The following is a 20,464-nucleotide window of genomic DNA, read 5'->3' on the forward strand; positions in this document are numbered from 1 at the left end:
CCCGTGAGAAGCCGCCGGACGCGCCAATTTTGTCAACTACATGTCAGTCCCGCCCACTTCACGGCCCGCCCGCATCCCGGCCGCCGAAACTCGGACGGTGGCCGTCGGCCCGGGGCTCGATGCGCGCCCTCAGCACGGATGCTGAGACGCGGACCGCTTCCCTAAACCCTTTGGCGGAGCGGCCCTCACCCCCCAGGCCGATTTCCACGAGGACACGTGGTGCCGCCCGAACGGCTGTCCTAGCGTGCCCTCTTACTGGAACCTTAAATCCCTAAGGAGCGTCATGTTCGGGCGAATAGGACGGTTCTCCGTCAACCGTCCATGGCTGATCGTCGCGATGTGGGTCATCGCGGCGATCGGCCTGGCCATCCTTGCCCCACCGCTGAAGTCCAGCACCGACCAGGCCGACTTCCTCCCGTCGCACTACGAATCGGTGCGGGTGTCCAAGATCCAGGAGCACGCGTTCCCGCAGCAGGAGAGCGCGGCCGCCATCCTGGTCTACCAGCGGCCGGACGGGGGCAAGCTCTCCGAGGCCGACAAGGCCGCCGTCATCAAGGCGACCAAGGGGTTCCAGGACAAGAAGTACAAGACCTTCAAGTCCGTGCTGACCACGCCCGAGGCCGTCTCCAAGGACGGCAAGATGGCGCTGGCCAACATCTACTCGACCAAGAAGGACCTCTACGACGAGGACACCCAGCAGTCGATCAAGGATCTGCGCGCGGACCGCGACAAGCTGCTGAAGGGCACCTCGCTGAAGGTCGATGTGACCGGTCCCGCGGCCTCGGGTCTCGATGCCACCGAGTCCGAGGGTGACACCGACGCCATGATCATGATGGCCACCCTGGTCCTGATCATCGTGCTGCTCGGCGCCATCTTCCGCAGTCCGCTCATCGCGCTGATGCCCGTGCTGATGATCCTGGTCATGTTCATCATGGCCCAGGGCCTGATCGCCACCGCCAGCGACTGGTTCGGGCTCGAGGCCGACAGCGGAGTCTCCGCGATCCTGATCGTGGTGCTGTTCGGCGTCGGCACGGACTACATGCTGTTCCTGCTGTTCCGCTACCGCGAACACCTCCGCCAGGGCCAGGAACCCAAGGAGGCCCTGGTCAACGCGGTCTCCCGGGTCGGCGAGACCATCGCTTCGGCGGCCGGCGCGGTCATCGTGGCGTTCCTCGCCCTGACGCTGTCGACGATGGGCAGCATGCGCGCCATGGGCCCCTCGCTGGCCATCTCCGTCGCGGTGACCCTGGTGGCGGCCCTCACCCTGGTGCCCGCGGTGTTCTCGCTGCTGGGAACGAAGGCGTTCTGGCCGTCCAAGGCGTGGAAGCAGGCCCCCCGCAACCGGCTCGCGGGCGCCACCGGCTCCCTGGTCTCGCGCCGTCCCGGCCTGATCGCCACGGTGTCCGCCTGTGTGCTGGCGGCCCTCGCGGTGGGCGCGTTCGGCTTCAAGGCCGAGTTCGACACCGACAGCTCGCTGCCGAAGGACCTGGAGTCCGTCCAGGCCATGGCGGAGCTCCAGAAGAGCTTCTCGGCGGGTGAGTCCGACCCGAGCCTGGTGTACGTCCGGTCCGACGGCGGCGCCAAGCTGGACGCCGCGGCGCTCAGCGGGTTCCGGAAGAAGCTGGAGGGGGTCGAGGGCGTCGGCGAGGTCTCCCCCGCCGTGCCCAACCCCAAGGGTGACGTGGCCCAGTTCAGCGTCGTGCTGAAGTACCGGCCCGCCTCCGAGAAGGCCATCTCGCTGGTGGCCGGGGAGCTGCGGGACACCGCGCACGACTCCGCGCCGCAGGGCACCGAGGCCCTGGTGGGCGGGACGACCGCGGTGCTGGCCGACATCGAGGACGCGGTCAACCACGACTACCGGCTGGTGTTCCCGGTCGCGGGCGTGGCCATCATGGTGATCCTCGGCCTGCTGCTGCGCAGCGTGGTGGCGCCGCTGTACCTGATGCTCGCCGTGGGCCTCGGCTTCGCCGCGACCCTGGGCTCGACGGTCTGGCTGTTCCAGGACATCAGGGGCGAGCACGGCCTGCTCTTCATGCTGCCGATCGTGGTCTATCTGTTCGTGGTGGCGATCGGCACGGACTACAACATCCTGATGGTGGCCCGATTGCGGGAGGAGGTCGGGAAGGGCAAGTCCCCGGCCGAGGCGGCCCGGCTCGCGGTGGCCCAGTCGGCGCCGACGATCGGTTCGGCCGCCATCATCCTCGCGGGCACCTTCGGTGTGCTGATGCTGGCCAGCAACACCATGCTCCAGCAGATGGGCTTCGCCGTCGCCTTCGGCATCCTGCTCACCGCGTTCATCATGGCGCTGCTGCTGGTGCCGACGGTGACCGCGATGCTCGGCTCCAAGGCGTGGTGGCCCAACCACCGCTTCGACTCCCCCCACGCCTCCGGTGACTCCGGTCCGGGGCGGGCCGAGGAGCCCGACACCGCGGCGACCGTACGGGTGTGATCCGCGGCTTACGCGGCCGCCGAAACGCCGCGGTGGCCCTTCGCGGCATCGTCGCGGAGGGCCACCGGTGGGGGGACGGGGGCTCGGGCGGATCAGGGGCCGACCGGCCAGAACAGCTCGGCCGGGGCCCCGCCGCCATGGCCCGTCGCATGGGCGTCGAACAGGTCCCGGAAGTCCGCGTCCGGCGGCCAGAGCATGGAGTGCTGCGAGCGGTAGCACTCGATCGCCTCGTACTTGGCGGACCAGGAGGCTTCCCCGGCGGTCTCGGCCATCGGGTCCAGCAGGGCGCGGCCCTCGGGGAGCGGGGGGATGTCACTGCCCCGCAGTCCGTAGGGCAGGTCCTCCCAGCACCGCACCGGAACCTTCCCGGCCAGCGCGGTGACCACCGCGTCACGGGTGCGCCGGTGGTCGATGTGGTTGCCGACCGCCGCGCTGGTCAGGACCTCCTCGGGCTGGATCCGCTCGGCCAGTACGGCCACGGCGGCCGCGAGCAGGTCGCAGAGCCGGGGTTCGGCGGCCTCGCTGCCCTGCACCATCGGCCCGTCGACGTCGATGAGCCAGGTGCCGTCGGGCCGCCGCCGGTAGACCGCGTCGAGGAACTCGCCGTGGAGCGGGGTGGCGCCCAGCCGGGCCAGGGCCTTGCGGTCCTCCTCCCGCCGGTGCTCCATCGGCTCGGTCTCCAGGCCCCAGGTGTAGTGGAAGTACTCGGCGATGGGTGAGTACGGCAGCGGCGGGATGCCCGCGAACAGGGTGAGGACCGTGACCTCGGCCCCCGCGGAGGCCAGGTGGTGGATCCGGCTGCCGGCGGACAGCACGGCGTCGTCCAGGTGCGGGGAGACGACGAGGATGTGGGAGGGCATCAGGACGGGGACCGTTCGTCATCGGTGGTGGACGGTTCGTATCCGGCGGTGGGCTCCGGCGCCCCGGTGGTACGGGGGACCTGCTGACGGGCGCCGTCGGCGGTCTCCATCTCCCCGGTCTCGCCCTGGGCCATGGCGGCGGCGATGGCCGACGCGGAGCCGGGGCGGTTCTTCTGCACCCAGCCGGGGATGTTGCGTTGTTTGAGGGACCCCTCGGAGATGACCAGCGCGCCCGGCGGGACGTCCTCGGCGATCAGCGCGCGGGCGCCCGAGTAGACCCCGTCGCCGATGGTGACCGGTGCGATGAGCCCGTTCTGGCCGCCGATGCGGACGTTGCGGCCCACGACGGAGCGGTACTTCTTGCGGCCGTCGTAGTTGGCGAAGCCGGACAGGCCGCCGATGTTGCTCCCCTCGCCGATGTCCGCGTCACCGATGTACGACAGATGCGGGACCTTGGCCCCGGCGCCGAGCGTGGAGTTCTTGATCTCCACGAACGTGCCGACCTTGGCGCCCTTGTCGAGCCGGGTGTCGGGGCGCACATACGCGTACGGACCGACCTGCGCCGACGGGCCCAGGGCCGCCTGGTCCAGCACCGAGCTGGTGACCTCGGCACCGGCCCCGAGCCGGGACTTGAACACGGTCGAGTAGGCCCGCACCCGGGCGCCAGCGCCGAGGTCCGAGGCGGTCACGGTGGACCGCTCCACCAGCGCCCCCTCGCCCACGGCGGAGTCCCGCACCTCGGTGTCCGGGCCGATCACCGCGCCGGACGCCACCGAACTGGCGCCGAGGACACGGGTGTTGGGAAGCACCACCGCCCCGGCGGCCAGCCTGGCGCCGACGTCGATCCAGGCCGTACCCGGGTCGGCGATGTCGACCCCGGCCGCCAGCCACCAGCGGTTGATCCGGTCGCGCAGAACGGCCCGCACCCGGGCCAGCTGGACCTGGTCGTTGGCGCCCAGGATGTCGTCCGGGTCCTCCGCGACCGTGATGCCGATGCGCAGGTCGTGCGCGGTGAAGTGGTCGAGCACGGTGGCCAGGTACTCGCCGGTGGTGCGCCCGCTCGCCAGCAGGTCGTCGAAGGCGGCGCGCAGGGCGGTGGCGTCGAACGCGTAGACCCCGGCGCCCACTTCGCGCAGCCGGCCGCCGACGGGACTGTCGCCGGGCTCGCGGCGGTCGCCCCGGTCCGGCGGCAGCAGGGCCTCGTACTCGCCCACCTCGGACCGCAGCACCAGGCTGTAGCCGACCGAGTCCGGCAGGTGGCCGGACAGCAGGGTCATGGCATTGCCCGCCTTCTCGTGCTCGGCCACCAGCCGGGCCAGGGTGTCGCCGGTGAGCAGTGGCGCGTCCCCGCAGCTGACCAGGATGGTCCCGGTGAAGTCCGGGAGCCGGTGCACGGCGGCGAGCAGGGCGTGGCCGTAGCCGCCCTGGTGCTCCTGGACGGCGGTCTCCGGCGCGGGCGCGGCGTCGGCGAAATGGGCGGCGAGGTACGCCTCGACGTCCGCGCGCTGGTGTCCGGTGACCACGACCGTGCGCCGCGGCGCGAGTTCGGCCACGGCGTCGAGGACATGGCCGAGCATGGCCCGGCCGCCGACCTCGCGCAGCACCTTCTGGGGGCCGGGGCCCATGCGCTCCCCGTGCCCCGCGGCGAGCACCACGGCGGCCAGCTCCCGGGCGTGCTCGTCCCGGGCCCGCCGTTCCGGGTCGCCCCCCGGCCCGGAACGCCATTCGCTTCTACTATCGAGTATCTTCTGGGAAATCATCTCAATCAGCCCCTCCTGAGGTGGATCAGGCCGCCCGGACTGCATTTCGGACAGCGTGACGCAGGTCTCAGACAAGGGCGAAGCAGACAGGCCCGCAAGGGATGCCCAGGACCCTTGGCAGGAAGCTGACTGCGCGCTCGACCGCTCCGCCCGGCCTTCCTAGCATCGAATTCACCACATGACGTCAACCGGCCATCTGAGGCGTCCGGATGGCGGAAGAGGAGTTATCCGTGAGCGTCTCTCGTCCGGGCCTTCCGGAGGGAATTCCGGAGAATGCGCGACCGCTGCACATCGCGATGTTCAACATCCCGGCGGACGGTCATGTGAATCCGAATCTCGGGCTCTGCGCGGAATTGGTCGAGCGGGGCCACCGGGTCAGCTTCTCCATCGACAAGGGGCACGCCGAGGCGGTGCGGGCCACCGGGGCCGAGCCGGTCCTCTACACGACGACCTTCCCGGACGCGAGCCGCGGTGAGCGGTTCCCCATCACCGATGTGGTCGCGATGTCCTCGCTCTTCCTGCGGGAGGCGGTCGCGGTGCTGCCGCAGCAGCTCGCCGCGTTCGAGGACGACCGCCCCGACCTGGTCCTCTACGACTACGCCGCGCTGTCGGCCCAGATCCTGGCCAAGCGCTGGGGCGTCCCGGCGGTGCGGCTCTCCCCGACCAGGGTGTCCAGCAACACCTACGAGCGGGACCTGGCGCCGTTCTACGCCACGGTGGCGGACGACCCGGCGTGGCTGGCCTACCGGAAGGAGTTCCAGCACTTCCTGGACGAGGGCGGGATGGACCTGACCATCGAGGAGTTCCTCTACGTCGGCTGGGCCGACCACTATGTGGTCACCATCCCGCGGGCGTTCCAGGCCGACGCGGACGAACTCGGCGACGCCTACACCTTCGTGGGCCCCGTGGCGCGCGGCCAGGACCACCGGGCTCCCTGGAAGCCGCCCACGGACGGCCGTCCGGTGCTGCTGATCGCCTTCGGCTCGGTCGCGCCCGAGGTGCCCGAGGTGCAGCGGATCTTCTTCGAGTGCGCGGAGGCGTTCGCCGACGGGCCGTGGCATGTGGTGATGTCGATCGGCAGGCATCTGGACCCGGCGGACTTCGGGCCGCTGCCCCCGCACATCGAGGTCATCCCCGATGTGCCGCAGCTCCAGGTGCTGGCCGAGGCGGCGGTGTTCATCACCCACGCGGGTATGGGTTCCACCATGGAGGCGATCCAGTACGGGGTTCCCATGGTGGCCGTGCCCATGGGGTTCGACCAGATGGAGAACGCCCGGGTGATCGACGGGCTGGGCATCGGCGTGCGGACGCCCTTCGAAGGCGTCACCGGCGAGGAGCTGCGGGAGGCGGTGGAGCGGGTGTCCGCCGACCCCGAGGTGGCCCGGCGGCTGGCGGAGCTGCGCGCCGAGATCCTCGCGGAGGGCGGCGCCCCCGCGGCGGCCGACGCGATCGAGGGCGTGCTACGGCGCGCACGGGCCTGACGCGTGTCCGCATCGGGGACGGCCGCCGGGGCGGGGCCGGCGCGGGAGGTGCGCCGGGCCGCCCTGGCCGCCTTCGTCTGGGCGGTGGTCTTCACCGCGATGCATGCGTACTGGTTCGCCGGGGGCCGGTTCGGGCTCGGCGACGCGCCCGAGGTGGTGCCGGAGGCCACCAGCACCAGCGACCGGATCCAGGGCGCGGTCATCACCGGCATGTTCGCGGTGGGCATCGTGCTGCCGCTGGCGCTGACCCGGCCGTGGGGGCGGCGGCTCCCCCGGTGGGCGGCGCTGTTCTGCCTGTGGACCGGCGCCGCGCTGGTGGCGGTGCGCGGGGGCGCCGGGCTGCTGGACACGGCGCTGCGCGGCACCGGCCTGGCTCGGCACGGCCTGACCGGCCTGACGTACGAGCAGATCACCGGCGACGCGCACCCGTCGGCGTACACCATCTGGTCCGGGGTCTGTATCGACGCCTACTTCGTGCTCGGCGGGATCCTGTACGGCCTGACCGCCCTCCGGCTGGGCCGGAGGGCCCGGCCCGGGCGGCCCGTCACGGCAGAGTGACCACCAGCGCGGCGTGCGCGAGCCCGGCGCCGAACCCCGCCAGCAGGGCCAGTCCCCCCGAGGGCAGCGCCCCGCGGTCCCTGAGGGCCTCCATGGCGAGCGGGACGGACGCGGCGGAGGTGTTGCCCGCGGAGGTGATGTCGTCGGCGACCACGACGTGCGGCGGCAGGTCCAGGGCCTTGGCCACCGCCTCGGTGATGCGCAGGTTCGCCTGGTGCGGAACGAAGGCGGCAAGCTGGTCCGCCGTGACCCCCGCCTGTCTCAGGGCGGCGGCGGCCGTGCGCGGCACCTCCCTGATCGCCCAGCGGAACACCTCGGATCCGGCCATCCGCATGTACGGCCAGGGCCGGTCCGCGTCGCGGGCGGTGGTCCAGGGCTCCCGGTGGGCGATGAGGCCGTGCTGCTCCCCGTCGGACCCCCAGGCCACGGAGTGGATCCCGGGTTCGGCGGCCGGGCCGACCAGCACCGCGCCCGCGCCGTCCGCGAAGAGGAAGGCGGCGCCCCGGTCGTACGGGTCCACGATGTCGGTCATCCGCTCGGAGCCGATCACCAGCACCCGGCGGGAGGTGCCCGCGCGGATGAGCCCGTCCGCCACGGCGAGGGCGTAGCAGAAGCCCGCGCAGGCGACATGCACATCGAAGGCGGCGGCGGACCGCGCGCCGAGGGCCGCGGCCACCTGGGGTGCCGCCGCCGGGGACTGGTACAGGTAGGACATCGAGGCGAGCAGCACGGTGTCCACGTCGGCGGGGGCCACGCCCGCGTCGGCCAGGGCCTTGCCCCCGGCGTGCGCGGCCATGGTGATCACCGTCTCGTCGGGCCCGGCGTAGCGCCGGCTGACGATGCCCGACCGGCGCCGTATCCAGGTGTCGGAGGAGTCCAGGCGCGCGCACAGCTCCGCGTTGGGCACGGTGCGGGCGGGACGGTAGCCGCCGAGGCCCAGAATGCGCGCGCCCGCCTCGCCCTGACGTCCGGTCATGCCGGGCCTCCGCCGACCCGTACCAGGGTGCCGTCCACGTAACTCTGGCGGCAGGCGCCCCGGCGCACCTTGCCGCTCGTGGTCTTGGGCAGGGTGCCGCGGCGGATGACGACGACGTCCTCGGCCTCGAGCCGGTGGTCGCTGCGCACCCGCTCGCGCACGGCGCTGACCAGCACGTCGTGGCCGGCCGCGCGCAGCGCCCGGCCGTCCGCCTCGATCACCACCACCAGAGCCTCCCGGTCCCCCCGGTCCACCGCGAAGGCGGCCGCGGAGGCGGGGCGCAGCGCGGGGTGGCTGCGCTCGGCGGAGTACTCCAGGTCCTGCGGGTAGTGGTTGCGGCCCTTGACCACGAGGAGGTCCTTGAGCCGTCCGGTGACGTAGAGCTCGCCGTCGCGGACGAAGCCGATGTCGCCGGTGCGCAGGTACGCCCCGGTGTCGGCGTCGTCGGCGATCCGGGCCCGGAAGGTCTCCTCGCTCTCCCGCTCGCGGCCCGCGTAACCGGCGGCCACGCAGGGGCCGGTGGCCCAGATCTCGCCCACCCGGTCGGGGTCGGCCGCACGGCGGGTGGCGGGGTCCACGATGCGCACGCGGGTGGCGCCGATGGTGCGGCCGCAGCTCACCACGGGGATCGCGTCGGTGTCCGTGGTCTCCGTGACCCGTCCCTGGCCGAGGTCGGTGGGCGACAGGGTGAGGGCGCGCGGGAGTTCGCCGGGGCCGCTGCCGCTGATCTTGAGGGTGTGTTCGGCGAGTCCGTAGCCCGGCGAGACCGCCCGGGGGTCCAGGCCGTAGGGGGTGAACGCCTCGGTGAACGCCCGGATGGTGTGGAGCCGGACGGGCTCGGCGCCGTTGACGGCCGCCCGCCAGGCGGAGAGGTCGGTGCCCGGCGCGGGGCGTGCCTCGCGTACGCACAGGTCGTAGGCGAAGTTGGGGGCGGCGGCGTGGGTGCCGCCGAACCGGGAGAGGGCCTCCAGCCAGCGGGCCGGGCGGCGTACGAACGCCTCGGGGCCCATGAGGTAGGAGGGGATCCCGGCCCACAGCGGCAGGACGACGCCGAACAGCAGCCCCATGTCGTGGAAGAGCGGGAGCCAGGAGACCACGGTGCCGCCCTCGGCCGGCCACAGGGCGTCGGTCTCGGCGGCGTTGTGCCAGAAGTTGCGGTGGGTGACCATCACGCCCTTGGGCGTGCCGGTGGAGCCGGAGGTGTACTGGAGCAGCGCCACGTCGTCGAGTCCGGCGGCGGGCAGGGGCTCCCCCGCGGGCGCCGTCTCGGGCCATTCGTCGGTGGCCAGCAGTTCCAGGCCGCGCAGGTCGGGGGCGTCGGGGAAGTCGGCCAGCAGCAGGTCGCGGGTCTCGGCGGTGGTGAGGACCAGGGTGGTGCCCGAGTCGTCGGCCACGGAGCGCAGCCGGCGCAGCGCCTGGCTGTTCCTGGGCACCTGCACGGGCGCTCCCATGACCCCGGCGGCGGCGCATCCGAGCCAGGCGCGGACGAATTCGAGGCCGGTGGGGTACAGCAGCACGGCGCTGCGGCCGCGGCTGTCCCGGCGGCGGAGTTCGGCCGCGCGGGCCAGGGTCTGGCGCAGGAGTTCCGCGTAGGTGACCCGGTCGTCCGGGTCCTCGCCGTTGCGGAGACAGCAGTAGGCGAGGTCGTCCGGGTTCTCGGCGGCGCGCCGGGCGAGCAGGGCCGGCAGGGACATCAGCTTTTCGGGGTCATGGCCGACAGAAGTCATGTCCATCCTTTTCAGCGGTGGATGGCTCCTGTATAGCCAGCGGCACCGGGCCCCTCAAGGCCGATATCACCATGCTGCCAATATCACGGAATACCGCCCGGTAACAATTCCTGGCGGCCATTCAATGACGCATCAGTTCCGCCCGCCGCCACGCGAAATGAGGAAAAGGACTTTCAGGCCGATCACTCCGGAGATCACCAGCAGGTGATAGCCGAGCAATTGGAAGAGTCCTATTCCGGGAACGACCACCGGACCGCCGTCGATACTGAGCAGGATCACCGACATGACCCCGCTCGTGGCGGCGATGAAGGTCAGCAGGATCTCGTGCACCAGCGACCTGATGTACGTACGGTCGCGGGCGTTGGCGAAGAGCCGCACCCCGACGCCGAGGCGGCCCTGCTCGAGCGCGCTGGTGACCCGGTCCAGCCGCCGGGGCAGTCTGCGCAGCAGTTCCCACGCCGCCATCACATCGGTCGGGCTGATCAGCTGGCCCAGCGGTTCGCCGCCGGCGTGGGCGAAGCCTCCACCCGCGAAGGTCCGGGCCTCCTCGACCATGACGAAGCCCGGGGCGATGAGCATCAGGGTGCCCTCGAGGGTGCCCAAGGCCCGGAAGACGGCCGCGACCTCGGGCGGGATGGTCAGCCCGTGCCGCTGGACCAGCCGGAAGAGGTCGGTGAAGATCTGCACGCTGGGGGTGGAGCCGGGGGCGAAATAGCGGGACAGGAAGCGGCCGAGCTCCCGTTGGAGCCGCTGTTCGTCGATCTCCTCGGGCCGGGTGACCACTTCCAGCAGCGCGTCGCACAGGGCGGCCGGATCCTGGCTGTTGAGCGCGAAGAGCAGGGACCGCAGGCCGGAGCGGACCTGGGCGTCGACCCGGCCGACCGAGCCGAAGTCGATCACGCCGATGGCGCCGTCGTCCAGCAGCAGGATGTTCCCGGGGTGGGGGTCGGCGTGGAAGGTGCCGTCGGTCATCACCTGGTGGAACATGTTGACCATGACCTTCCTGGCCAGCGCCAGGCGTTCCTCCGCGGTGCCCTTCAGGACCGCGGCGGCCGAGCCGATGGGGGTGCCGGAGAGCCGCTCCATGACCAGCACCTGCTCGCCCGACCACTCCTCGTACACCCTCGGCAGCCGGATGCCGGTGCCCTCCGAGCGCCGGCTCCAGGCCGCGCTCACGGTGGCGAGGTTGGCCGCCTCGATGCGGAAGTCCAGCTCCTCGCGGACCGAGGTGGCGAACCCGTCGGCCAGGTCCACCACCCCCAGCGCGCGGGCCCAGCCGGCCCGCCGCTCCAGCGTCCTGGCGAACCGCAGGATGATCTGGAGGTCGCATTCGGCGACCTCCCGGACCCCCGGGCGGCGCACCTTGACCACGACCTCCTCGCCCGAGTGCAGCCGTGCCGCGTGGACCTGCGCGATGGACGCCGCCGCCAGCGGCTCGTGGTCGAAGTGGGCGAACGCCTCCTCCAGCGGCATGCCCAGCTCCCGCTCCAGGGCCTCCCCCACCACCTGCCAGGGCTCCGGGGAGACCTGGTGGTGCAGCCGCCCCAGCTCGGCGATGAACGCGGGCGGGAGCAGGTCCCGGCGGGTGGACAGCACCTGGCCGAGCTTCACGAAGGTGGCGCCGCCCTCCTCCAGCGCCAGCCGCAGCGGCCTGGCCATCCGGCTGGAACCCGGCCCCCGGCCCACGGTGGGGACCGCGCCGTACCGGCCGGGGCGCAGCCCGTGCCGCATCGCGATGGACACGATGTGCCAGTAGCGGCGGGTGCGGGCCACCCGGGACCGCACCGACCGCACCCAACCGCGCGGCCCGCCCAGCGTGCCGCTGGGCGCGACCACTTCGAGGACGGCCAGGAAGCCGGTGGTCACCACCAGCGTGGAGCCGAACTGCACCCCGGTGAGGATGCCGCGCTGCTCCGGCCGCTGCATCAGCAGGCTGAAGACGGCCAGGCCGACCACGCTGACCAGCCCGGCCAGCAGCGACCGCACGATCCCGATGCGCAGGCCCAGCAGTTTCCGGGCGCTGAACACGAACGCCATGATGAACGCGCTCATCACCAGGAGGGCCAGGAGGAACTGGGCCAGCTTCATCACTGCGCGGGGTCCTTGGGGGTCAGCGTGCGGCGGCCCGGTGGTAGGCGCGGGCGGCCAGCGGGGCCACCACGATCAGCAGGGTGCACAGGATCGCGGTGCCCGCGGCCAGCGGATGCTGGGCCGGCAGGGCGTCGCTCACCACCGTGGAGGGGTTGCCCCACAGGTCCCGGCAGGCGCTCACCACGGAGCTGATGGGGTTCCACTCACCGATGATCTGCATCCAGCGCGGCAGCCCGTCCAGCGGTACGAAGGAGTTGGAGAGCAGCGCGAACGGCAGGACCATCAGCGAGGAGATGGTGTTCACCGCCTCCGGGCTGCGCACCACCAGGCCGATCAGCGCGCCGATCCAGCACATGGTGAAGCCGAGGAGGAGCAGCAGGCCGAAGCCCGCGGCGGTCTTCACCACGCCGTGGTGCGCCTTCCAGCCGATCAGCAGGCCGACCACCGCCATGACCAGGCAGCTCAGCGCCGTCATCGCCATGTCCGAGACGGTCCGGCCGAGCAGCACCGCGTAGCGGGACATCGGCAGCGACCGGAAGCGGTCCACCAGACCGTTCTTGAGGTCGTCCGCGACACCGGCGGCGCTGGTGCCCACCGCGGAGAACATCACCTGGGTGAAGATGCCCGCCATGATGTACTCGCGGTAGTTCCCGCCGGGCACCGACATCGCGCTGCCGAAGAGATAGCCGAAGATCAGCACCATCACGACGGGCGCGATGGTCACCCCGATCAGCTTCTCGGGCACGCGGGCGATGTGCTTCATATGACGCCCGGCCAGGATCCAGGTGTCGGTTGCCAGTTCCTTCATGCTGCCGTCTTCCCCTCGTCCTCGTCGGACTCCCCGGCGCTGTTGCGCCCGGTCAGCGCGAGGAACACGTCGTCCATGGACGGCCTGCGCATGGCGAAGTCCGTCACCTCGATTCCCTTGCCGCGCAGCGCGGTCGCCGCTTCGGCGATGGAGTCGATGCCGGAGCCCACCGGCACCGACACGCTGCGGCCCTGGTCCCCGACCACGGGCTCGCCGACCGCGACGCGCTCCAGCAGCCCGGTGACCTCCGGGACCGTGGCCGGGTCGGCGAGGCTGACCTCGAGGCGCTCCCCGCCGACCTTGCGCTTGAGCTCGTCGGGGGTGCCGTCGGCGATGAGCATCCCCTGGTCGATGACCGCGATGCGGTCGGCGAGCTGGTCCGCCTCCTCCAGGTACTGGGTGGTGAGCAGGACGGTGACGCCCGCGTCGACCTGTTCGCGGACCATGGACCACAGGGTCATCCGGCTGGTGAGGTCCAGTCCGGTGGTCGGCTCGTCCAGGAAGAGCACGCTCGGGTCGGCCAGCAGGCTGGCGGCCAGGTCCAGCCGGCGCCGCATACCGCCCGAGTAGGTCTTGGTCTCCCGGTCGGCGGCGCCGGTGAGGTCGAAGCGCTCCAGCAGTTCCTCCGCCCGCCGCCTGGCGCCCGCGCGGCCGAGGCGGTAGAGCCTGCCGATGAGGACGAGGTTCTCCCGGCCGGTCAGCCGCTCGTCCACGGCCGCGTACTGTCCGGCCAGGCCGATGCGCCGGCGGACGTCCAGGGGCGCCTTGACGATGTCGTGGCCGGCCACCGTCGCCCGGCCGCCGTCCGGCGGCAGGAGGGTGGCCAGGATCCGTACGGTGGTGGTCTTCCCGGCTCCGTTCGGTCCGAGGAGGCCGAGCACGGACCCGGCGGGCACCGTGAGGTCGACGCCCTTCAGCACCTCGTTGTCGCCGTACCGTTTGCTCAGGCCCTCGGCCTCGATCGCCACGTCCATGTTCTCTCCTGGAAAGGTCGCCGGTGTGTGCGTGGTCCGGGCGGCGCCGTCATCGGTCGATGCCCGCGAGACCGCGGGCCGTGCGGCGGCCGGTTCCCCGGGAGACGGCGAGCGGGTCCCAGCGCTCGTCGCGCTCGGGCAGCAGGTCCACGTCGCCCAGCACGGCGCCGTCGTGCACCTCGTGGATCAGCCGACGGCCGACGATGGCGGAGGCGCAGGCGATGCCGCCGACGGCGACACCGGTGATGCCGCTGCCGTAGCGGGTGTTGGCGCCCACCACGTGCAACCCCTCGACCTGGGTGCGGGTGTCGGGGCGCGCGCCGACGCCGCCCCAGTCCGCGAGGCCGAAGGGGGTGCCCCCGGTGGACAGGGTGTAGCGCTCATGGGTCAGCGGGGTGGCCGCCTCGAGGTGGGTGATGTGGTCCCGGAAGGGGCCGATCGCCCGCTCGGCGGCCGTCAGCATGGCCTCGGTGAACTCTTCCTTGCTCTTCCGATAGGCGCCGTCGCGGCGGTAGCGGGTGCCGTCGGCGGGCCCGGTGGTCACCCCCCAGCGGTCGTACTCGGGCGGGCAGAGCGTCATCACCTGGAAGTTGCTGTGGCCCGGCGGGCACACGGTGCGGCCCTCGGGGTCCTTCTGGGAGGCGAAGGACAGGAAGAGGAAGGAGACCGGGTCGATGTCGCCCTCGGCGAGCCGCCGGTAGTAGGTGTCGATGTCGTCGTCCGCGTACCACCACAGATTGGCGTTGCGGCGCTCGGGCAGCGGCCGGTCCAGGGCGACGTACAGCGTGGCGAACGGCAGCCCCATGGCCGCCTCGCGGGTCTTGGTCACCAGCTTGGCGGGGAAGTGCTCGGCACCCACCAGGTCGAGCACGGTGCGGCGGTAGTCGGCGTTGGAGACCACCAGCGGGGCGGAGAAGCTGCGCCCGTCGGCCAGCCCCACCCCGGTGACCTTGCCGCCGTCGACGAGGATGCGGGTCACATGCGCGCGGGTGAGCAGGGCCCCGCCGTGCGCCTCCAGGGACTCCACCAGGCCCGCGGCCAGCATCTGACCGCCGCCCTCGGGGTAGTAGGCGCCGCGCACGTAGTGGTCGGTGACGGTCGCGTGCATCGAGACGGTCGCCTGGTCCGGCCCCATGCCGTAGTTGGGCGACTGGGCGGCCAGCACGGTCCTGGCCCGCGCCGAGAGACCGCAGTGGTCGAAGAGCCTGGACAGCGGATGGCGGCCCCACTTGAGGGTGACGGGCGTGCGCGCGACGAGGTCGGCGACGGTCAGCTCCTCCCCGGACAGCAGGGCCGAGCGCATCTCGGCGCCCAGGGCCTCGCAGATGTCGAGGAAGGTGTCCAGGCCCTCGGCGTCCTCCGGCAGCGTCTCCTTCAGGCGCCGCCGGTAGCGGTCCCAGCCGGCGGGCATGAACATCGAGGTGCTCGGCAGCACGATCTCGTCGAAGCCGTCCTGGTCCATCTCGCGGTAGGTGATCCGCTTGTCCAGGCCGAGGCCGCCGAGGATCGCGGGCAGCACCCCGCCGGGGCCGCAGTCGCCGAGGTAGTGGACGCCGACGTCGAACTCGTAGGCGCGGCGGCGGCGGAACACATGGCTGTTGCCGCCCGCCACGTCATGCTGCTCGAGCACCAGGACCCGCCGCCCGGTCACCGCCAGATAGGCGGCGCAGACCAGGCCGCCGATGCCGGAGCCGACGACTATCGCATCCCAATCATCGCGGTTCGTCATGCTGGGGATCCCATCTCTGTCTCAATCGCCGTAACCGTCGCAGCAATCGGGGCCGCGGTCCCGGGCCGTGACCGGAAGCTGCCACCCACACCTTTCGCCCGTACGAGGCCGTGGAGCCGGTGGGTCCGCCGCCGTTCGCTCACCTTCGCCTCCGCCTTCATCGCAGCCGCAGCAGTGCGCAGGCGACGGCCCCGTCGCGGTCCACCGAGGTGATCACCGCGACCTTGCCGGAGGCGTCCGGGGCGTCCTCGGCGGTGGCGAGGACCGCGACCACCTGGAAAGCCGCCGCGGCCGCCGAGGTGTCCCCGATCGGCTCGGGGTGCGGCACCCAGCGGGGCTCCACCGCGCCGAACAACGCCTCCAGCACGCCCCGTTCAGCCACTCCGGCGGTCCCGGCGGGGGCGGAGGGCGAGACGGCCCACACCTCGGCCGGGGTCACCCCGGAGCGCCGCAGCGCCCGCTCCACGCACCGGGTCAGCGCGGGTGCCGGCCCGTCCGGGCCGGCCACCCCGGACTCCACCAGCACCACTTCGGCCAGGCCCGTCGCCGCGTCCGGCGCGTCGGCGGGGACCAGCCGCAGCACCGCGCAGCCCTCGCCGAGCACCACGGCGTCGGCCCGCTCGTCCTCGCCCCGGGTGTGGTGCTCCAGCCAGGCGCGGGCGGCCGAGTGCTCCTCCACCGCGCCGACCAGCACACTGCCGGCCCGGCCCGAGGTCAGCAGCCGCCGTCCGTAGTGCAGCGCCTGGAGCCCGGAGGCGCGGCCCGCGGCCACGGTGGCGTTGGGCCCGCGCAGCCCGTACCGGATGGCGCACTGCCCCGAGGCGCAGTTCATCACCGTGTTGGGGAACTGCGAGGGGTCGACGTAGAAGGGCTTCTCCTGCAGGAAGGTGTCGCGGGTGTGGTCCATGATGGACCGCGCGCTGCCGGTGTTGGTGCCGAGCACCAGCGCCACGTCGTCCCCGCCCGAGGCGGGGCCGGGGTCGCCGTCCGTGACCTCCCGCAGCAGCCGGTCCACGGCCGTGACGGCCAGTCCGGTCACCCGGTCCATGGACCGGGTTCCCTTGCGTCCCAGCACCTCGCGGATGACGAAGCCCGGCACCAGACAGGCTCGTTCACCGGGGCCCGACCACTCGGCCGGGTCGAGTTCCACCGCCGTGCTCCGCCCGGACCGCAGCCCCTCGACGAAGGCGTGGCGCCCGATCCCGTACGGCGACACCGCCGACCAGCCCGAGATCACGGGACCGCGCACCGCGGCAACCATGGCCGTCACAACCGATCCACTCCTTGGGGAATCCACGCGGGTCCCGGCGGCCGCGCCCCGGGAGCCCGCTCACAGATAGAAGACCGCGCGGTAGCCGGGCCAGCGGGCCGCCATGGCCCCGGCCGGTACCGTGCGTACGCCGGGCAGCAGACCGGACGTCGCGTCCGGGCCGTACGCCCGCAGGTCCTGCTCCTCGATCCACACGCCGACCCCGGCGGCCAGCAGCACGTCCAGGCCCTCGCCCGGGGTGTTGACCTGGGTCAGCTCCCGCTTTCCCAGGCGTGGTACGGGCGTCCGGGCGGCCCGGACGGCGTAGCCGACCGCCGGGCCGCGCAGCAGGACGTCCAGGCCGCCCAGGTGGCGGTGGAACAGATAGGCGCAGTAGAGGCCGTCGGAGAACTGGGTCTCCACCGCGCCCCGGTAGGCGCGCTCCACGATGGCCAGCGCGCGCCGCTCCTCCTCCGCCACGGTCACATCACCCCCAGGTAGAGCGTCTTGTCCGCGGCGGCCACATGCTCGGCGAACCGCGCCGGGGCCCGTACCGGGACCTCCGGGATGTGGTCCACCGCGCCGCGGTCGTCGCTGCAGAAGCGGCAGGCGTACCAGCGCAGTCGGCCGGGGAAGGCGGTGAGCATCTCCCGCACCAGCAGGCTCGTGGACGGGTAGTCCACGGACCATGCGGCGAGGTTGCGGGGTTTGCTGTCGCCCAGCCCCTTCTGGGTGAGCATGGTGGCGTAGCCGCATGCCCAGATCTGCACCGTGGCCCCGTCCTCCAGCATGGCCTGCGCCAACCGCAGCACGCTGGTGAGCAGGTCGTTCTCGTACGGCGCGCCCATGACCGTCAGCAGCACGTCCGAGCGGGGAACCGTCGTGGTCCTGGCCATCTCAGTGCCACACCACCCGGACGCCGGGGGCGAGCACGCGGGCGGAGACCTCCGGCATGCCCACCACCCGTGCCTCGGGGATCAGCCGGTCCGCGGGCAGGCCGCGCTGGGCGAGGGAGAAGTCGTCCACCCACACCTCGCCGCCGGCCTCCGCCAGGGCCCGCACCTCCGCCGAGCCCTCCTCCGGCTCGCGCACGGCGGCGGTGACGGCGTCCTGCACCAGCACGAGTTGCACCGGGTGGCCGGAGAGGGCCAGGGTGCGGGCGTCCCGGACGAACGCGCCACAGGCGGCGCCCGCCCAGGGGCCACGGCTCTCGATGAGCAGATGAGGGGGGTGGGGAATCGGTGGGTCTTCTCGCGTCATGATGTCCATGCCTTCAGCCGACCGTCGTACCGTTCACGGCGTGGCCAGCATCGCCAGGGCCGGGGCGGTGTTCCAGGCGGGCGACATGATCCTGCCAGTGCTCCCGCCGGCCGTGGAGCACGAATTCGATCAGGTCGGCCGAGGTCACCGCGCCGTTGAGCTGCCGCATCCGCTTGCCGACGGCGGCCGTCCGCGCCGCGATCCCGGGGTCGGACGCGACGGAGGACACGGCGTCCCGCAGCCGCGCCGCGGTCGCCTCGTCCAGTGGGACGTGCCGCCCGAGCCCCAGGTCCACGACGCGCTCGGCGTTGATGTGCTGGTCGTTGACCTGCGGGACGGTGACCATGGGGACCCCGTGGTGCATGGCCTCGAGCACCGAGCCCATACCGCCGTGGGTGATGAAGGCCGAGGCCCGCTCCAGCACCGCCAACTGGGGTACGGAGCGGTGCTGTTCGACATTGGGCGGCAGCGGGCCGAGCAGCGCGGGGTCGAGGGTGCCGGTGGCCAGCACCACATGCCAGGGCGTGCCGGTGAAGGCCGCCACCACCTCCCGGTAGAAGGCCGGCTGGCCGCTGCCCGCGGAGCCCAGGGCCACCAGCAGCACCGGCCGGTCGTCCTCGGGGGCCCGCCACTCGCCCTGGTGCCCCCGGTCCCCGATGCAGGGGCCCACGAAGGCGTAGCGCCCGTCCACGGCGTCCCCGTCGATCTGGAACTCCCGGGGCATCGGCACCAGGCAGCGTTCGGGCAGTCCGGTGTAGTCGTCGATGGACAGGGCGATACCGGCCTCGTCCAGGAACGTGCGGAATCGCCGGCGGTACTCCGACCAGCGCGGATCGTCCGCGAAGAACGCGTCGAACATCTCCTGGCGGGCCCGGCGCTCCTCCGGGCCCGCCGTGGACACATGGGTGGAGGCCAGGCAGATGACCGGGACCTGCCAGCGGTGGGCCAGCAGCCGTCCGGTGAGCGCGCCGAAGTCGTGCAGCACCAGGTCGGGCCGGTCCGCCTCGAACGCCCGCAGTTGCCCGGGAAGGATGGCGATCGCCTCGTCGAGCGCGAGGCGGGACATGGCGACCGGATCGTCGGAGGGCCAGTCCTCGACCCGGTCGGAGGCGGGCAGCGTCGTCTCGTACGGCACCAGGGTGGCCCCGGCGGCCCGCACCTGCGGGCCGAACTCGGCGGGCACGGCATAGCTCACCCGGTGCCCGCGGCGCACCAGCTCGGCCACCGTGCCGAGCGTGGGGTTCACATGGCCGTGGGCCGGGATGTTGAAGAACGCGATATGGGCGATGGGTCTGTCACTCGGGTCCATGTCTGCTCCGGGTCAGTCTCTGGTGACGACGACGGGGAGCCGCGAGGCGCCGATCATGTCCGAGGTGTCGAGGAACTCGATGTCCGCGTCCGGCACCACCTGGATGGAGCGGTAGCGGTCCAGCAGCAGATTGAAGGCGATCCTGCTCTCGAGACGGGCGAGCGGGGCGCCGATGCAGTAGTGGATGCCCTGGCCGAAGCCGACGTGCCGGTTGTTCTCCCGGTGGATGTCGAACCGGTCGGGGTCCGGGAAGGCGCCTCCGTCGCGGTTGGCGGAGGAGATCCACACATGGACCAGCTCCCCGGCCGGGATGATCTCCCCGCCGAGCTCCACGTCCTCGGCCGTCATCCGCACGAAGTTGCTGAACGAGGGCCGGATGCGGACGACCTCCTCGATCGCCTGGGGCACCAGGGAGCGATCGGCGCGCACCTCGCGGTACAGCTCGGGGAAGCGGTCGAAGGTCAGGACGATGTTGCTGATCAGGGCCGCGGTGGTGGTGATCCCGCCCATCAGCAGGACGCCCGCGAAGCCCACGATCTCTTCGTCGTCCAGCGTCCGGCCGTCCATCTCGGCCTGGACGAGCGTGGTGATCAGGTCATCGCGCGGCTCGGCGCGGCGCCTGCGGATCTGCTCGAACATATAGGTGTTGAGGGACTTCAGCCGCATCGCGGTCGCCCGGTGCCCCTCGACGCCCTGATTGCTGGCGTGCAGCAGATTGGCCCATTCCGCGAAGAGGTGGGCGTCCTCGTGGGGGGCGCCGAGGATATCGGCGATGACGGCCACGGGGAACGGGAAGGCGAAGTCCGCCGCGATGTCGAAGTGCTCCTTGTCGCCCACCGCGTCCAGCAGCCCGGTGGCGATCTTGACCAGCTTCGGCTCCAGACCGGCTATGTAGCGGGCGCTGAACGCCTTGCTGACCAGCATCCGGAATTTCCGGTGCCGGGGCTCGTCCATCGCGGCGATGTTCCCCTTGAAGAAGACGTCGTAGTCCTCCTGGGGCGGCGTGATGTCGGACATGTCGTTCACGAAGACATCGGTGTTGGCCATGATGTGCGTGACATCCTCATGCCGGAACACCGACCACTGGAAGGTCTGCTCGTTGTAGCTGACCGGCTCTTCTCGCCGCATCTTCGCCAGCCAGTCGAAGAAGTGCGCGTTCGCTTCGGCGGCCTGCGGGGGACGCACGGCATCACTGGTCGTCATCGCGTTTCTGCTCCTTATGAAGTTACGGGT

Annotated in this window: 16 protein-coding genes and 1 pseudogene; 3 read left to right on the forward strand and 14 right to left on the reverse strand. The window is 72.1% G+C overall.

Annotated elements, in window-relative coordinates:
• The first annotated feature begins 283 nt into the window (after window positions 1-283).
• Window positions 284-2,449 carry an MMPL family transporter gene (locus ACZ6TD_RS14280; RefSeq protein WP_471354087.1) on the forward strand — a complete coding sequence of 722 codons (2,166 nt, stop codon included), beginning with the start codon at window positions 284-286 and terminating at the stop codon, window positions 2,447-2,449.
• 92 nt (window positions 2,450-2,541) lie between these two features.
• Here the strand turns inward: ACZ6TD_RS14280 and ACZ6TD_RS14285 are convergent, their stop codons facing one another.
• The gene (locus ACZ6TD_RS14285) at window positions 2,542-3,309 is read right to left on the reverse strand and encodes a PIG-L deacetylase family protein (RefSeq protein ID WP_471354089.1); all 768 of its coding nucleotides are present in this window, start codon (window positions 3,307-3,309) and stop codon (window positions 2,542-2,544) included.
• Window positions 3,309-4,964 (reverse strand): bifunctional UDP-N-acetylglucosamine diphosphorylase/glucosamine-1-phosphate N-acetyltransferase GlmU, encoded by a 1,656-nt coding sequence (locus ACZ6TD_RS14290; RefSeq protein WP_471354090.1) that lies wholly within the window; start codon window positions 4,962-4,964, stop codon window positions 3,309-3,311. The genes ACZ6TD_RS14285 and ACZ6TD_RS14290 overlap by 1 nt, the downstream gene beginning before the upstream one ends.
• A gap of 335 nt (window positions 4,965-5,299) precedes the next feature.
• Here ACZ6TD_RS14290 and ACZ6TD_RS14295 point away from each other — a divergent pair, with 335 nt between their 5' ends.
• Entirely contained in the window at window positions 5,300-6,550 is a 1,251-nt protein-coding gene (locus ACZ6TD_RS14295; RefSeq protein WP_471354092.1) for a macrolide family glycosyltransferase, read from the forward strand.
• A gap of 3 nt (window positions 6,551-6,553) precedes the next feature.
• Window positions 6,554-7,108 carry a DUF3995 domain-containing protein gene (locus ACZ6TD_RS14300; protein WP_471354094.1) on the forward strand — a complete coding sequence of 185 codons (555 nt, stop codon included), beginning with the start codon at window positions 6,554-6,556 and terminating at the stop codon, window positions 7,106-7,108.
• On the opposite strand, the gene ACZ6TD_RS14305 is transcribed toward ACZ6TD_RS14300, so the two are convergent.
• From ACZ6TD_RS14305 to ACZ6TD_RS14360, 12 genes and pseudogenes are all read right to left on the reverse strand, one after another.
• A complete protein-coding gene (locus tag ACZ6TD_RS14305) occupies window positions 7,095-8,084 on the reverse strand; it encodes a beta-ketoacyl-ACP synthase 3 (protein WP_471354096.1) in 990 nt (329 codons plus the stop codon). The two genes, ACZ6TD_RS14300 and ACZ6TD_RS14305, sit on opposite strands and share 14 nt — an antisense overlap.
• Window positions 8,081-9,811 (reverse strand): fatty acyl-AMP ligase, encoded by a 1,731-nt coding sequence (locus ACZ6TD_RS14310; RefSeq protein WP_471354098.1) that lies wholly within the window; start codon window positions 9,809-9,811, stop codon window positions 8,081-8,083. Before ACZ6TD_RS14310 ends, ACZ6TD_RS14305 begins: the two co-directional genes overlap by 4 nt.
• Before the next feature lie 132 nt (window positions 9,812-9,943).
• Window positions 9,944-11,899: an ABC1 kinase family protein gene (locus ACZ6TD_RS14315; RefSeq protein ID WP_471354100.1), complete on the reverse strand. Its 1,956-nt coding sequence runs from the start codon at window positions 11,897-11,899 to the stop codon at window positions 9,944-9,946.
• Window positions 11,900-11,921: 22 nt separating this feature from the next.
• Window positions 11,922-12,710, reverse strand: a complete 789-nt coding sequence (locus ACZ6TD_RS14320) for an ABC transporter permease (protein ID WP_210946890.1) — start codon at window positions 12,708-12,710, stop codon at window positions 11,922-11,924.
• The gene (locus tag ACZ6TD_RS14325) at window positions 12,707-13,684 is read right to left on the reverse strand and encodes an ATP-binding cassette domain-containing protein (protein WP_471354102.1); all 978 of its coding nucleotides are present in this window, start codon (window positions 13,682-13,684) and stop codon (window positions 12,707-12,709) included. The genes ACZ6TD_RS14320 and ACZ6TD_RS14325 overlap by 4 nt, the downstream gene beginning before the upstream one ends.
• Window positions 13,685-13,733: 49 nt before the next feature.
• Window positions 13,734-15,413 carry a phytoene desaturase family protein gene (locus ACZ6TD_RS14330; RefSeq protein ID WP_471354104.1) on the reverse strand — a complete coding sequence of 560 codons (1,680 nt, stop codon included), beginning with the start codon at window positions 15,411-15,413 and terminating at the stop codon, window positions 13,734-13,736.
• Window positions 15,414-15,570: 157 nt separating this feature from the next.
• On the reverse strand, window positions 15,571-16,674 hold the full coding sequence (locus ACZ6TD_RS14335) for a beta-ketoacyl synthase N-terminal-like domain-containing protein (protein ID WP_471357735.1): 1,104 nt from the start codon (window positions 16,672-16,674) through the stop codon (window positions 15,571-15,573).
• 69 nt (window positions 16,675-16,743) lie between these two features.
• Entirely contained in the window at window positions 16,744-17,148 is a 405-nt protein-coding gene (locus ACZ6TD_RS14340; protein WP_201852735.1) for a hypothetical protein, read from the reverse strand.
• Complete coding sequence (locus tag ACZ6TD_RS14345) at window positions 17,145-17,558, reverse strand: hypothetical protein (RefSeq protein ID WP_471354106.1); 414 nt, start codon at window positions 17,556-17,558, stop codon at window positions 17,145-17,147. The genes ACZ6TD_RS14340 and ACZ6TD_RS14345 overlap by 4 nt, the downstream gene beginning before the upstream one ends.
• 1 nt (window position 17,559) lies before the next feature.
• Window positions 17,560-17,922, reverse strand: coding sequence for a DsrE family protein (locus ACZ6TD_RS14350; protein ID WP_471354108.1), 363 nt, complete (start codon window positions 17,920-17,922; stop codon window positions 17,560-17,562).
• 115 nt (window positions 17,923-18,037) lie between these two features.
• Window positions 18,038-19,231 (reverse strand): annotated as a pseudogene (locus ACZ6TD_RS14355) (macrolide family glycosyltransferase); the annotation flags it as partial.
• 12 nt (window positions 19,232-19,243) lie between these two features.
• Window positions 19,244-20,434, reverse strand: a complete 1,191-nt coding sequence (locus tag ACZ6TD_RS14360; protein ID WP_471354110.1) for a cytochrome P450 — start codon at window positions 20,432-20,434, stop codon at window positions 19,244-19,246.
• Between the last annotated feature and the right edge of the window lie 30 nt (window positions 20,435-20,464).

The sequence above is a fragment of the Streptomyces yongxingensis genome, assembly GCF_055597465.1.